The organism is Streptomyces sp. NPDC046977 (genome assembly GCF_040644455.1).
GTDB lineage: Bacteria > Actinomycetota > Actinomycetes > Streptomycetales > Streptomycetaceae > Actinacidiphila.
Genome location: NZ_JBEYWO010000021.1, coordinates 142,678 through 156,901, shown reverse-complemented (window position 1 = coordinate 156,901; position 14,224 = coordinate 142,678). Strand labels below are relative to the sequence as shown.

General features: G+C 71.9%; 11 protein-coding genes. 7 read left to right on the top strand and 4 right to left on the bottom strand.

Translation table 11 applies throughout. The features are described from left to right. Positions 1-8 precede the first annotated feature (8 nt). Entirely contained in the window at positions 9-1,472 is a 1,464-nt protein-coding gene (locus ABZ883_RS28425) for an N-acetylmuramoyl-L-alanine amidase (RefSeq protein ID WP_360910973.1), read from the bottom strand. A gap of 167 nt (positions 1,473-1,639) precedes the next feature. On the opposite strand from ABZ883_RS28425, the gene ABZ883_RS28420 reads away from it, so the two are divergent. The 4 genes from ABZ883_RS28420 to ABZ883_RS28405 all read left to right on the top strand — a co-directional run bounded on the left by ABZ883_RS28420 (position 1,640) and on the right by ABZ883_RS28405 (position 8,011). Then, complete coding sequence (locus ABZ883_RS28420) at positions 1,640-2,392, top strand: TIGR03089 family protein (RefSeq protein WP_360910971.1); 753 nt, start codon at positions 1,640-1,642, stop codon at positions 2,390-2,392. 159 nt (positions 2,393-2,551) lie between these two features. Beyond that, complete coding sequence (locus tag ABZ883_RS28415) at positions 2,552-3,802, top strand: LCP family protein (protein ID WP_360910969.1); 1,251 nt, start codon at positions 2,552-2,554, stop codon at positions 3,800-3,802. A gap of 119 nt (positions 3,803-3,921) precedes the next feature. After that, the gene (locus ABZ883_RS28410; protein ID WP_360910967.1) at positions 3,922-5,682 is read left to right on the top strand and encodes an LCP family protein; all 1,761 of its coding nucleotides are present in this window, start codon (positions 3,922-3,924) and stop codon (positions 5,680-5,682) included. 472 nt (positions 5,683-6,154) lie between these two features. Continuing rightward, positions 6,155-8,011: an LCP family protein gene (locus ABZ883_RS28405; RefSeq protein ID WP_360910965.1), complete on the top strand. Its 1,857-nt coding sequence runs from the start codon at positions 6,155-6,157 to the stop codon at positions 8,009-8,011. Between the two features lie 39 nt (positions 8,012-8,050). On the opposite strand, the gene ABZ883_RS28400 is transcribed toward ABZ883_RS28405, so the two are convergent. Next, positions 8,051-9,091 carry a glycosyltransferase family 2 protein gene (locus ABZ883_RS28400; protein ID WP_360910963.1) on the bottom strand — a complete coding sequence of 347 codons (1,041 nt, stop codon included), beginning with the start codon at positions 9,089-9,091 and terminating at the stop codon, positions 8,051-8,053. 92 nt (positions 9,092-9,183) lie between these two features. Between ABZ883_RS28400 and ABZ883_RS28395 the strand changes: the two genes are divergently transcribed. Next, on the top strand, positions 9,184-10,623 hold the full coding sequence (locus tag ABZ883_RS28395; protein ID WP_360910961.1) for an LCP family protein: 1,440 nt from the start codon (positions 9,184-9,186) through the stop codon (positions 10,621-10,623). Positions 10,624-10,629: 6 nt separating this feature from the next. Here the strand turns inward: ABZ883_RS28395 and ABZ883_RS28390 are convergent, their stop codons facing one another. After that, positions 10,630-11,172 (bottom strand): acyl-CoA thioesterase, encoded by a 543-nt coding sequence (locus ABZ883_RS28390; protein ID WP_360910959.1) that lies wholly within the window; start codon positions 11,170-11,172, stop codon positions 10,630-10,632. Positions 11,173-11,308: 136 nt separating this feature from the next. On the opposite strand from ABZ883_RS28390, the gene ABZ883_RS28385 reads away from it, so the two are divergent. Further along, the gene (locus tag ABZ883_RS28385; RefSeq protein WP_360910957.1) at positions 11,309-11,572 is read left to right on the top strand and encodes a DUF1876 domain-containing protein; all 264 of its coding nucleotides are present in this window, start codon (positions 11,309-11,311) and stop codon (positions 11,570-11,572) included. Between the two features lie 118 nt (positions 11,573-11,690). Further along, on the top strand, positions 11,691-12,923 hold the full coding sequence (locus tag ABZ883_RS28380; RefSeq protein ID WP_360910955.1) for an LCP family protein: 1,233 nt from the start codon (positions 11,691-11,693) through the stop codon (positions 12,921-12,923). A gap of 52 nt (positions 12,924-12,975) precedes the next feature. Here the strand turns inward: ABZ883_RS28380 and ABZ883_RS28375 are convergent, their stop codons facing one another. Continuing rightward, positions 12,976-14,028, bottom strand: a complete 1,053-nt coding sequence (locus ABZ883_RS28375) for an LCP family protein (RefSeq protein ID WP_360910953.1) — start codon at positions 14,026-14,028, stop codon at positions 12,976-12,978. Positions 14,029-14,224 lie beyond the last annotated feature (196 nt).

Here is a 14,224-nt window from a genome sequence, read left to right as displayed (position 1 = left end):
GGCTCCCATCAGCGACCCTGAAGGGCCGCCGCCTTGCGGCGGATGTAGCCGAGATCGTCGTACAGCACCGTTCCTGGGCACTCGGTGGCGAAGCCGTCGCGGTGCCCGGAGATGGAATTGAAGCTGACCCGGACACCCTTCCTGTACTTGTTGCTCCCTCCTGACAAGAGATATGCCGTACCCGCCGGATTGTGTCCGTAGATGCCGAGTTTCCATGCGGCGAGTCGGGCGACCGCGTCGAGTGCCGCACGGGAGGGCTTCTCGTCGCTGAACGTGCCGAGCACCGCGACGCCCGTGCTGTCGGCGTTGAAGCCGAGGGTGTGCGCGCCGAACACGGACTTGGCGACGCCGCCGCCCCGGCCCTCGTAGATGGTTCCGCACTTGTCGACGAGGAAGTTGTAGCCGATGTCGCGCCATCCGCTGCTTTTGATGTGGTAGCGGTAGATACTGCGGATGAGCGACGGCGCGTCGGAGCAGTCGTAGTCGTTGCCCGTGGCGCTGTGGTGGACGAAGACCGCGTCGACGTTGTCGGTGAAGAGGAAGTCCTCGGTGCGCAGGGACTCGTCGGCGTTCCAGCCGGCGCGGGTGACGATGCGGGGACGGGCGCCGATGTACTGGCGGCCGGTGAGGGCCTCGGTCTCGCTGCGGGTGAGGGCGGGGACGACGGGGAGTTCGTCGTCGGTGCCCGAGGTGTCGGTCGGGTCGGTCGCGTCGGGGGCCCCGGACTCGTCGTCCGGATCGTCGGTGCCGTCGGTGCCGTCCGGGTCGTCCGTGCTGTTCGTGTCCCCCGTGCCCGTGTCGCCCGTGTCGCCCGTGGTGCCGGTGTCGGCCGGATCGCCGCCGCCCGGGGAGTCCTGGTCGCCGGGCCGGTCCTGACGGCCCGGCAGCGCGGGGCCGTCGGCGGGGTCCGCGGAGGCCGGCGGCGCGCCCGCGGTGGACGGCGCCGCCGAGGGCGCCCCCGGCGGATCGTCCCCCGGGTCGATCATGTCCAGCCGCAGTCCCTTGGGCAGGGCGGGCAGCGCGCCGCGCACGCCGCCGGTCCGCCGGGGCACCACGCGCACCTCGACCCCGTCGCAGCGGCCGACCCACAGCGGGGCGGTGGCTCCGCGCACGCCCGCCTCCGTCGCTTCCGGGGAGCCGGCGTCGGGGGCGTCCTCGGAGTGCGACTCGACGTCCTGCCAGGCCGACCACGTGCCGGTGCCGACGGAGCGCGTGCGCACCTGGACCGTTCCCTCCAGGTCGGTGCGGGCGTCGTCCCAGGTCACGCCGAGCAGGGAGAACGGCTTGACGGAGCGCTCGGAGAGCCCTTCGGCGAGGGGCGAGCCGAGGGCCCGGCCGGACGTCGCGAGCGGGGCCAGCATCAGGGTGTGGGTGCTCCCCGACGGGACGTCGGGAGCGGCCGCCCGGTACGGGGTGTGGATCGTCGCGGTGGCACCGGAGGGGAGCGCGAGCGGGAGGGCAAGAGCCGCCATGCACGCGCAGCCGACGGAAGTGGCGATAAATGCACGCATGAGAAAAACACTTACATAAGGCCCATAAACCCGCAGCCGGGATCTGACGGACGTTCCGCTCCGGGGCGGCGGCCTGCCGGTCCCTCAGCAACGCCCGTGCGCAGGGCACCTGACGTAGCCTGGGCCGCGTGACATCGACTGCCCGTACGCCCGCCGACCTGCTGCGTTCCGCGCTCGCGACGGACCCCGCCCGCCCCCTGGTCACCTTCTACGACGACGCCACCGGTGAGCGCGTCGAACTGTCCGTGGCCACCTTCGGCAACTGGGTGGCGAAGACCGCCAACCTCATCCAGGACGAGCTCGGCGCCCAGCCGGGTGACCGGGCCGCGCTGCTGCTGCCCGCCCACTGGCAGACCGCGGTGTGGCTGCTGGCCTGCTTCTCCACCGGCGTCGTGGCGGTGCCCGGCGGGGACCCGGCCGGCGCCGACTTCGCCGTCTCCGGCCCGGACACCCTGGATGCGGCCCTGGCCTGCCCCGGCGAGCGGGTGGCGCTGGCGCTGCGTCCGCTGGGCGGGCGCTTCCCGCAGCCGCCGGCCGGGTTCGCGGACTACGCGGTGGAGGTGCCGACGCAGGGCGACCGGTTCTCCCCGTACGCGCCCGTGGACCCCGGCGCCCCGGCGCTGGAACTGCCGGGCGGCGAGGTGCTGACCGGCGCCGGGGTGGTGGAGCGGGCGGCCGCGTCGGCGGCGTCGCTCGGCCTGGGCGCGGGCTCCCGGCTGCTGTCGGGCCGGTCCTGGGGCGACTGGGACGGGCTGGCGGCCGGGCTGCTGGCTCCGCTGGCCGCCGGCGGTTCGGTGGTGCTCTGCCGTCACCTGGACCGGCTGACCCCCTCCGGCCTGGACAAACGCCGGGAGAGCGAGCGCGTCACCCACATGGCGTAAGCAGCCGCGGGGCCACCGCTCCCCGGCGGCGGCCCCGCGGAGGCCGGGCGCCGGGGAAGGCCGAACGCACAAATGAACAACTCCACACAACCGACTGCGTAATTCAACTGTCTGTACGGGTGAGAAGAAAGCCACATCATCCGAAGGACGGGGCTGTACGTGACCACGCCAGTCGATTCGCCGGAGTCGAAGGACACCTCTCCCGGCTCGGTGCCGCCGCCGGCGCTTCCGCGGCGCAGGCGGTGGGTCCGCGTGCTGGCCGGCGTCACCTCGCTGGCGCTGCTCGCCGGCGCGGGCGTCGCCTGGCACCTGTACCGGCAGCTGGACGGGAACATCCAGACGGACAACGACACCTCGCGCGAACTGCTGCGCGTCCAGTCCGAGCGGCCCAGCGCGCTGCCGCAGGCGACCTCCGCCGAGAACATCCTGCTGCTCGGCTCCGACAACCGGGGCGGCGGCAACGGCGAGTACGGGCAGGACACCGGCACCCAGCGCTCGGACACCGCGATCCTGCTGCACCTGGCCGCCGACCGGAAGACGGCGACGGCGGTCAGCCTGCCGCGCGACCTGATGGTGCACATACCCTCCTGCCGGCGGTCCGACGGCAGCATGTCGAACGCCCAGTTCGCCCAGTTCAACTGGGCCTTCGAGTTCGGCGGGGCGGCGTGCACGATCCGTACCGTCGAGAAGCTGACCGGGATCCGGGTCGACCACCATCTCGTCGTGGACTTCAGCGGGTTCAAGAAGATGGTCGACGCGGTCGGCGGCGTGGAGGTCTGCGTCCCGCACGACGTGCACGACCGCGACGCACACCTGGACCTGAAGGCCGGCCGCCAGGTGCTGCACGGCGAGGACGCCCTCGGCTACGTCCGCACCCGCCACGGCATCGGCGACGGCAGCGACACCCAGCGCATCGACCGGCAGCAGGAGTTCCTGGCCTCGCTGGTGAAGAAGGTCGACAGCTCGGGCGTGCTGCTCAACCCCACCAAGCTCTATCCGCTGCTGGACGCGGCGACGTCCTCGCTCACGGCCGACCCCGGACTGGACTCGCTGCGCGAGCTGTACGACCTCACCCAGACCCTGCGCCGGACGCCGGCGGGGCAGGTGCGCTTCCTGACGGTGCCGCGCCGCCCCTACACCCCGGACCCGAACCGGGACGAACTGGTGCAGCCCGCAGCCGAGAAGCTCTTCACCACGCTGCGCGAGGACGGCACCGTGGCGGTGCAGGAGGACGACCCGGGTTCCGGCCCGGACAGCAGCCGGAGCGACAGCCCGAGTGACAGGCCCAGTCCCGGCGGAACCGCGTCCCCCACTTCCGCATCTCCCTCTGCGACGGGGACCGCGACCGACGCCCCCTCCTACCGCGGCACGACCGCGGACCGCGATGTCTGTGGAGGCAGTGGGGATTGAACAGTTTGTCCAGGTGTAGCGACCGGAATTTGTCAGCTGCGCCCCTGGACGCTGAACTGTGGGGTTAGTGTGGGCGATCCGCCCTGACGCAGCGGCCGAGACGGAGGACTCGATCAACCGTGGACACGCAAGGCCGTAGGCAGCACGTCGACCCGGCGGACCAGTGGGTGTTCGATCCCGAGACGGGCAGCTACGAGCTGCGGCTGGACCCGGGAGCGCCCGCGGACCGCCCCGTTCCGTCCCAGGGCGGCCGCCGGACGCCGCGCGATCCCCAGCGGAGCGGGAGCCGTCATCAGGGTGAGGCCGGTCAGGGCCGCCCCGGCAAGGAGCAGCCGCCCGGCCCGCGCCGGCAGGCCCAGCGCGCGGGGCAGGGCGGACGGCGGGGCGCGGTCCCGGAGACCGCGGGCGGCCGTGCGGCGACCCGCGCCGGCCGGCGCAAGGCGCAGTCGCGCAAGTCGGGCCGGAAGAAGGCGCTGCTCTGGACCGCCGGCACGCTCGGCGTCGTGGTCGTGGCCGCGAGCGTCGGCGTCTACGCCCTGTACCAGCAGCTCAACGGCAACATCAACACGGTGGACACCGGCATCGGCTCCAGCAGCGCCACCACCGACGGCCCGGTCGACATCCTCGTGATCGGCACCGACAGCCGGCAGGGCCTGAAGGGCAAGTACGGCGACACGGCGAACGTCGGCCACGCGGACACCACGATCCTGTTCCATGTCTCCAAGGACCGCTCCAACGCGACCGCGTTGAGCATCCCGCGCGACATCATCACCAACATCCCGGACTGCCCGACGAAGCAGGCGGACGGCTCCACCAAGCTCATCCCGGGCGAGGAGGGGGTCCGCTTCAACACCAGCCTGGGGCAGTACGGGCGCGACCCCGGCTGCACGATGCGCACGGTCCAGGCGATGACCGGGATCATGCCGGACCACTTCATGATGGCCAACTTCGACGCCGTCAAGGACCTGTCCACGGCGGTGGGTGGCGTCGAGGTGTGCCTGGCCAAGGACATCGACGACCCGGACTCGCACCTCAAGCTGCCCAAGGGCCGGCACAAGGTGCAGGGCGAGCAGGCGCTGGCGTTCGTCCGCACCCGGCACAGCGTCGGCTTCGGCGGCGACCTGAGCCGTATCCAGTTGCAGCAGCAGTTCCTGGGCTCGATGGTGCGGGACATGAAGTCGGGCGACACGCTGACCAGCCCGACGAAACTGGTGAAGCTGGCGAACACCGCGACCAGGGCGCTCACCGTGGACACCGGCATCGGCAGCGTGACGAAGCTCGCCGACCTGGCGAAGGACCTGAGCCGGGTGAACACCAAGAACATCACCTTCGCCACGGTCCCGGTGATAGACAACCCCGCCGAGAAGGTGCACACGACCGTCGTGCTGGACAAGACCAGGGCGCCGCAGCTGTTCACCATGGTGCGCCAGGACATCTCGCTCACCGAGGTGAAGAAGAAGGAGAAGGACGCGGCCGCGGCCAAGCTCAAGGGCCCGAAGGCCGACCCGGTCAACGTGCGGGTCGAGGTGTTCAACGGGAGCGGGGTCTTCGGCGCGGCCCAGGACACCGTGAACTGGCTGCAGAACTCGGAGGGCGTCAGCCGTTCCACCAACGGCGGCAACGCGCCCGCCGAGGTGAAGAAGACGACGCTGGAGTACGCCCCCAACCAGGCCGACCAGGCACGGCGGCTGGCCGAGATGATGGGGCTGCCCGCCTCCGCCCTCACGCAGGGCACCGAGAACGCGGCGCCGCGCGCCAACATGACGCTCACCCTCGGCAAGGACTTCACCGCCGCGGGGACGCCGATCACGGCGCCCACCAAGGCGCCCGAGGGCATCCAGAAGGTCGAGGCGGACGACGAGAGCGTCTGCGCCAAGTAGTCGGGCCGCCGGGCGGGCTTCCCCCCTCCGGCGGCCCGGAACCCGGCTCCGGCGGCCGCGGCGCGCTCCCGCGCGACACCCGGACGTTGCGTCCGTCACACTCGCGGTCGGCGCGGACCGGTATACGGGGACGTCCCGCGCGGGTGGCGCCGATCCCGGCACGAAGCCCCCCGACAGCGCCGGAGCCCTCAACGGCTCGGACACATCCACGTGCACGGGGGTGAAAGCGCCCTATCGGTGCCAGTCGGGAACGCCCCCCTTTGGGGATACGGGGGCGATCGTTTTACATGACTGATAAGAAGCGAAGGCCTGGACAGTTGTCGTCGTTATGTATCGTGGCTCCAACCATCCGCGAGCATCTCTGTCGGACCCCACAGGGCTTTGACAGTCGCGCAGCTGAGAATCACCCACGATGCGCGGCGCCTCGGCGCGGCAGTCGACCGGAGTGTCCAGCGCGCCATGGGAGGCCTGAATGCGCCACGGCAGCGCCCCTGGGGGGCTCAACGCCCCTCGCGAACCTCATGAACCCGGGTGGGGCAACGCTCCGTACAGAGGCGGTGACGGAGCACCGTACATTCCGCAGCAGCCCTCGTACGGCGGCGGTTACCAGCAGCAGCCGCAGCCTCAGCCGCAGGGGCAGCAGCAGTACGCCCCCTACGACACCACGGCGTACCAGCCCTCGGCCTTCGACCACGAGGTGTACCGGCCCGAGCCCGAGCCGTACGCCCCCGAGGAGGAGTACGACGACGACTCCGCCGCCACCGACCCGCGCACCGGCGGTCCGGGTGACGGCGACGGCGACGACGACGCAGGGGGCGCCGGCGGTCCGGGCCGGCGCGGCAACCGCCGCCGCAAGAAGGGCAAGCGGCGCACGCTGCGCTGGGTGGCGATCGTCACATCGCTCGCGATAGTCGGGTCGGCCGGCGCCGCCTGGGCCTACTACGAGCACCTGAATGCGAACATCCGCAAGGACGCTCTCAACCTCGGCGACAGCAAGGTCGACAAGAGCAAGGCGAACGCGGCCGGGCAGACACCGCTCAACATCCTGCTGCTGGGCTCGGACAGCCGGGCCTCCAAGGAGAACCAGAAGCTCGGCGGGGCCAAGGCCGACGCGAACCGCAAGCCGCTGGCCGACGTCCAGATGCTGCTGCACGTCTCGGCCGACCGCAGCAACATGACCGTGGTCAGCATCCCGCGCGACACCCGGGTCACCATCCCCAAGTGCACCGACCCCGACGACGGCACGGTCTACCCCGAGACCAGCGCGGAGACGATCAACGCCAGCCTCGGGCACGGCGGTCCGGGCTGCACCGTGGCCACCTGGGAGAACCTGACCGGTATATCCATCGACCACTTCATGATGATCGACTTCGCCGGCGTGGTGTCCATGGCCGACGCGGTCGGCGGCGTCCCGGTCTGCGTCAAGAGCAACGTCTGGGACAAGAAGTCCGGGCTCAAGCTCACCGCCGGCGACCACACCATCAGGGGCCAGCAGGCCCTGCAGTGGCTGCGCACCCGCCACGGCTTCGAGGACGGCAGCGACATCGGCCGCACCCACGCCCAGCACATGTACATGAACGCGATGGTGCGCCAGCTGAAGTCCGGCACGAAACTCACCGACCCGGGGGCGCTCACGGGCCTCGCGGAGAGCGCCACGAAGGCGCTGACGGTCGACACCGGCCTCGGCACGGTCAAGAAGCTCTACGACCTCGGCAACGACCTCAAGGGCGTCCCCACCGGCCGGATCACGATGACCACGATGCCGTGGGGCGCCGACCCGCAGGACCCGAACGCCCACGTCGTGCCGACCCCCGCGGCGACCAAGCTCTTCACGCTGCTCCGCAACGACCAGGCGGTCGACGGCAAGGCGAGCGAGAAGAAGAAGCCGACGGCCACCCCGACCGCGAAGCCCGACGCCAAGACGGACATCGCGGTCACCGTCGAGAACGGCACCGGCACGGCCTCCCAGGCCGCCGTCCCCGGGCGGGCCAAGGCGATCTCCGACCGCCTCCTCGCGCTGGGCTTCACGCAGGCGGCCGCCGAGAGCACCCCGCAGTCGCAGTCCGGCTCGACGGTGACCTACGCCTCCGACGACCAGCAGGCGAACGCCCTGGAGGTCGCGAAGTCGCTGGGGATGCCGACGAGTTCGGTGAAGAAGTCCGACCAGGCCTCAGGGATCACGCTGGTGGTCGGGGCCGACTGGACGACCGGCACGAGCTACCCGAAGCAGAGCTCGTCCGACACCAAGGAAGTGCTGGACAGCGCGAACGCGCTCAACGCCTCCGACAAGTCGGCGTGCATGAAGGTCAACCCGTACTACCGCTGGTAGGACGCGAAGGCCGGGCCCCGCGGGGCCCGGCCTCGGGTGTCACGCGTCGGCGTCGGCCGTCGCCCGCACCGCGGGACGGCGGCTGGCGATGACCCGGCGGGCCAGCGAACGCGGGCTGGTGAGGAAGCCGAAGCCCCAGGACATGTGCATCGTGGCCAGCGCGACCGGGATCTGTGCCCGCGCCGCGAGGGGCAACCCCTTGCCGGCCGGCAGCGACCCCAGCGCGATGGCGGCCAGGTAGCCGCCGGGGACCACGAAGCCCAGCGGGGTGACGGCCGCGCCGACGACGACGCCCGCGGCGATCGCCAGGACGGCGCCGGGGGCCGCGAGGTAGCGCAGGTTGACCGAACCCTGGTGGTAGCGGGTGACGACGCGGCGCCACCGGCCGTAGTCCTTGTACTGCTTGGCCAGCGCCCGCACGCTCGGCCGCGGCCGGTAGGAGACCCGCAGCTCGGGCGAGAACCAGATCAGGCCGCCGGCCTCGCGGATGCGGTAGTTCAGCTCCCAGTCCTGGGCGCGGATGAACTCCTCGTTGTAGCCGCCCTGCTGCTCCAGCACCTCGCGGCGGAAGACGCCCAGGTAGACGGTGTCGGCGGGGGCCGCCTGGCCGCCGGTGTGGAAGGCCGCGTTGCCGACGCCGATCTTCGAGGTCATGGCGGCGGCGACGGCGCGCTCCCAGTCGGTCTCGCCCTCGGCGTGCATGATGCCGCCGACGTTGGCGGCCCCGGTCTCGTCCATCAGCCGCACCGCGGTCTTGATGTAGTCCGGGGAGAGCATGCCGTGGCCGTCGACCCGGACCACGACGGGGTGCCGGGAGGCCTTGATGGCCGCGTTCAGGGCGGCGGGGGTGCGGCCCGTGGGGTTGGGCACGGTGTGCACCCGGGGGTCCTCGCGCACGAGCTCGGCGGCGATCTCGTCGGTGCGGTCCGTCGAGGGGCCGAGGGCGATGACGACCTCCAGCTCGCCCGCGTAGTCCTGCTCCAGGATGTGCCGGACGGAGGCGCGCAGATGGCGCTCCTCGTCGAGCACCGGCATGATCACGGAAACGGCGGGCGGCAGGTGGGGGGTCGCAGCGTTCACAGCCGCACACGTTACCGCGAACGGATGACAGCGGTGTGCAGGCCCGGGCGAGGCTCATACCGTAGGACGGTATGACTGTTTAACGTGCCGTTATGACCGCCGCTCGCCGCCGCCCGCCGGCGCCCGCCGCCCGCCGGCCCCCGGTGCGCCGCGGGATGCGCCTCCTCGGCGCGGTCTCGCTGGTCATCCTGACCGCCAGCGGGATCGGGCACGCCGTGCTCGCGCACATGGACAGCCGTCTCGCGCACGTGGACGCCCTCGGCGGGCAGCGCAGCCGCGCCGGATCCACCAAGGGCACCAACTACCTGATCGTCGGCACCGACCTGCGCCGCGGCCTCACCGCGGCCCAGCGCAGCCGCTGGCACCTGGGCGGCCGGCCCTGCAACTGCTCGGACACGATGATGCTCGCGCACGTCTCGCGGGACGGCCGCCGGATCAGCGTGGTCGGCCTGCCGCGGGACTCCTACGCCGAGCTCCCCCGCCCCGGCAAGCTGAAGTGGGCGTACGGGGACGGCGGCCCCGCGCTGACCGTCGGCGCCGTCGAGAAGCTGACCGGGCTGCGGGTCGACCACTACGCCGAGATCGACTTCGGGCGCTTCATGAAGGCCGTCGACCTCGTGGGCGGCGTCGACGTGTGCACCGCGCATCCGCTGAGCGACCGCTACACCGGGATCGACCTGCCCGCCGGCACCGTCCGCATGAACGGCGGCGCCGCGCTCCAGTACGTCCGCTCCGGGTTCGGCCAGGACGCCATGGACGTGACCCGCATGGGCCACCAGCAGCGCTTCCTGGCGGCCCTGGTGCGCCGGGCGACCGAGACCGGGCTGCTGCGCAACCCGGCCAAGCTCGAACAGGTCGCCACCGCCGCGCTCGGCTCGGTGCGCACCGACCGGCAGACCACACCGGACGACCTGATCTCGCTGGTCACCGGATTGCGCGGCGGCTTCGGGGTGGGGTCGCTGGAGTTCGCGACGGTACCGGTGGAACCGACGCCCTTCCGGGTCCAGGGGGTCGGCTCGACCGTGCGCTGGTCCACCGAGGGCGCCAAGCGGCTCTTCGACGCCCTGCGGGCGGACCGGCCCCTGGCCGGCCCGGCCGCCGCCCCCGCGAGCGGGACGCCCGCACCCTCGCGCAGTCCCGAGCGGGTGGACGTGCCGCCCGGCTCGATCCACGTCCAGGTCAACAACGGCACCGCCGTCACGGGCCTCGGCGCCCGCGCCGACAAGGACCTGCGCGGCACCGGCTTCCGCACCACGGGGATGCCGGGCAACACCACGCGGCACGACGCGGAGTACACCGTCATCCACTACGACCCCGGCTGGGACCGCTCCGCGGCCGCCCTCGGCACCGCGCTGCCGTACGCGGAACTGCGGGCCGTGCCCGGGCTCGGGCCGGTGCTGCGGGTGATCGTGGGCGCCGACTACCGGGGCGTCACGCCGGTACGGGCCGGGGAGCCCGCCCCCGCGCCGCAGCCGCGGCCCGAGCCGGTGGGCATCAGGCCGGTCCGGGGCGACCGCATGCTGTGCGGCTGACCGCGGTCAGTCGTCCAGCCCCTCGGCGGCCCGCTTCTGGCGCAGCTCCATGATCGCCCGGCGGCGGGCCAGCCGGTGCGTGCGCCGGATCTGGGCCTCCTGGTAGCGGCGGCGGTCCCGGTCGGTCTCCAGGAGCAGTTCCGGCACCGAGCGCGGCTTGCCCTCGGCGTCGACGGCGACAAAGACCAGGTAGGCGCTGGCCACCTGGGTGCCCGGTCCCGACTCGTTCCAGCGTTCGGCGACCACCCGCACGCCGACCTCCATGGAGGACCGGCCGGTCCAGTTGACCTGAGCCTGCACCTTGAGCAGGTCGCCGACCCGCACCGGCTCCAGGAACGCCATCTCGTCCATGGCGCCGGTCACGGCCGGGCCCTCGGAGTGGCGGCCGGCGACGGCGCCCGCGGCGTCGTCCACCAGCTTCATGACCACACCGCCGTGCACGGTGCCCAGGAGGTTCGTGTCGTTCTGGGTCATGATGTGCGCCAGCGTGATCCGCGAGGCGGAGGTCGGCTTGGCCGCGACGGGGTGCGGGGCAGGCTCTTCGAACATGGGCCCAGCCTATGCAGTGGCCCGCGGCGCCCTCCGCCCGGCACACCTTGCCCGGGGACGGGGGCGGGCGGATGCTGTCAAAAGGGGATGTTCTTGTTGAAACCCGCCATCCGAGCGTGTCCTTGAGGTGAGCGCCATGGAGAAGACCTGGACGATCAAGCTGACCCTGGAGGAGGACGGCAACCGCACCGCCTGCACCGCGTCGCTGGCCGGCGACGGCGCCCCGGGAGTCGTGGGGCACGGGTACTCCCGGCGCAATCCCGGCGACGAACCGGACCTGCGCATCGGGGAGGACGTGGCCGCGTCCCGGGCCTGCTCCAACCTGGCGCACGAACTGCTGGAGCAGGCGGCCGGGATGATCGAGACGCACACGGACCTGCCCACCCACCTCACGGGATGAGGCGGGACGGGCGCATTGGGTCACAGCGAAGCGGCAGTCCTGTGACCTTTGCATCAGCTCTGCTGCAGAAGCGGAACCGATCTCCTGCTCGGCCCTCGGAACGGGCACACTGCCGTACATGAACGCATGGCCCGACGGCTGGTCCGACAACAGGAACCAGCGGCAGCAGCAGACGCCCGAGCCCCCGCTGCCCCCCGAGCTCTCCCCGCGCCGCGCGGCGGCGGGCCCCGGCAGCGTCCCGCGCCAGCAGGGGTACGGCAGCCCTGCCGCCCCCGCGCCCGCCTACGGCGGCGGCGGTGGGTACGGCGGCGACGGGGGCGGTTACGGCCCGCCCACGACCGCCGGCCGGCCTCCCCGCCCGGGCAGCCGCGCACGCCGGGTCAAGGTGACCCTGCTGGCGCTGGTGGTGGTCGTGCTCGCCTGGTCCATCGGCACCTACATATGGGCCGACGGCAAGGTGCGCCGCGAGGTCGACCTCGGCACGGTGATCGACCGGCCGGAGACCGGCAAGGGCACCAACTACCTGATCGTGGGCTCCGACAGCCGCGAGGGCCTGTCCGGCGACCAGAAGAAGCAGCTGCACACCGGCTCCGCCGCGGGCAAGCGCACGGACTCCATGATGATCCTGCACGTCGGCGACAACGGGAACTCGCTGATCTCGCTCCCGCGCGACTCCTACGTCACGATCCCGGACTTCAAGGGATCCGAGTCGGGCAAGACGTTCAAGTCCCCCGGGCAGAACAAGCTGAACGCCGCCTACTCGGTCGACGGCCCGACGCTGCTGGTGCGCACCATCGAGTACAACACCGGCCTGCACATCGACCACTACGCGGAGATCGGCTTCGCCGGCTTCGCCAACATCGTGGACGCGGTCGGCGGCGTCGAGCTGGACATCCCGCGCGACATCAACGACAAGAACTCCGGCCTGCACATCAAGAAGGGCACCCAGACCCTCAACGGCGACGAGGCGCTCGCCTTCGTCCGCCAGCGGTACCAGGAGGCGGAGGGCGACCTCGGCCGGACCAAGAACCAGCAGAAGTTCCTGGCGGCCCTCGCGTCCCAGACCGCGACCCCGGGCACGGTGCTCAACCCGTTCAAGCTCTACCCGGTGATGGGCTCGGGCCTGGACACCCTGATCGTCGACAAGGACATGAGCCTGTGGAACCTGGTCTCGATGTTCTGGGCGATGAAGGGCGTCAACAGCGGTGACGGCCTGTCGATGAACATGCCGACCGCCGGCTCGATCAACACCAGCGCGGGCAGCTCCCTGAAGTGGGACATGCCGAAGGTGAAGCAGCTGATCTCCGAGCTGAAGAACGACGAGAAGGTCACCGTCACCCCCGACTCGTGAGCCGGGCACGACGACCGGGACCGAGGGCCGGGAAGCGGGCGCTTCCCGGCCCTCACGGCGTACTGGCGCCCAGCCGGTCCAGGGAGTGGCCCGCGACGTAGTCGGCCATGGTGTCGTTGCGCAGGGCCTCCCACAGCTGGGAGCTGCCGCTCTCGTCGAGCAGCACGACCGACTGGCCCTTGATCATGTCGAGCCCGCCGACGGGCGCGTTCATGAAGACCATGTCGGAGGCCCGGACGTCGCGCATCTTCCACATCAGGTCGCGCAGGTCGCCGTCGGAGAGCCGGTCGTCGACGCTGACCACCCCGGTGACCTGGTCCAGCAGGTGCTTGGCCTTGAGCGGGCTGCTCATCGTCGACGGGGTGAGCGTCTTGGCGATCACCGCGCGGAGGAAGGCCTGCTGGCGGTGGGTGCGGTCCAGGTCGCCGCGGGGCAGGTGGTAGCGCTCGCGGACATAGGTCAGGGCCTGGTCGCCGTTCATGTGCCGGCCCGCGAGGTCGACACCGCCGATGGCGTCGGTCAGGGTCCGGAAGCCGCTCCAGTCGATCACCGCGAGGTGGTCGACCTTGACGTCGGTCAGCCGCTGCACGGTGTCGATGAGCAGCGGGGGACCGCCCCAGGAGAAGGCGGCGTTGAGTTTGGCCTTGCCGTTGCCGGGGACGGTGACCCAGCTGTCGCGGGGCAGCGAGACCACGTAGGCGTGCCGGTGGTCGGCGGGCAGGTGGACCAGCATCATGGTGTCGCTGCGCTGGGCGCCGCGCCTCCACTCCGGCGCTTGCGCGTTCTCGCCGGTGGTGGGCAGGTCGGAGCGGGCATCCACGCCGACCAGGAGGAACGTTTCACCGCCCTTGGCGGGAGCCGGCTGCTCGCTCGCGGGCACATTGGTGGGAAAGACGTTCGGGATCCGGCTCACCTTGCCGGTGTAGTGGTCCACCGCCCACCACAGTGTTCCCGCCACCGCGACCACCCCCGCCGCCAGCAGCGTCAGCGCCCCCAGCAGGACCCTGCGGGTGCGGCGGCGCCGCTTGCGGCCGCGCGCGGCCCCGTCCCCCGGCGTTTCCTCAACAGTCGTGTCCTTGTGACCGACCGGATCCGTCGTCGTCACGCCCCACCCCCACACTGTGCACCCGCTCCCCACGCGTGCGTACGGGGCATTGTGGCGCGCCGAGGCCGTCCATGGCCATGCCCATGGCACCCGTCCCGTCACACGGGCACCACACACCCGCCAACCTCGACGCACCGGGCGGACGGGAGGACGTCACCCCCCGCGGTTATGCTCGGCAGCACAGACCGGCCACCAC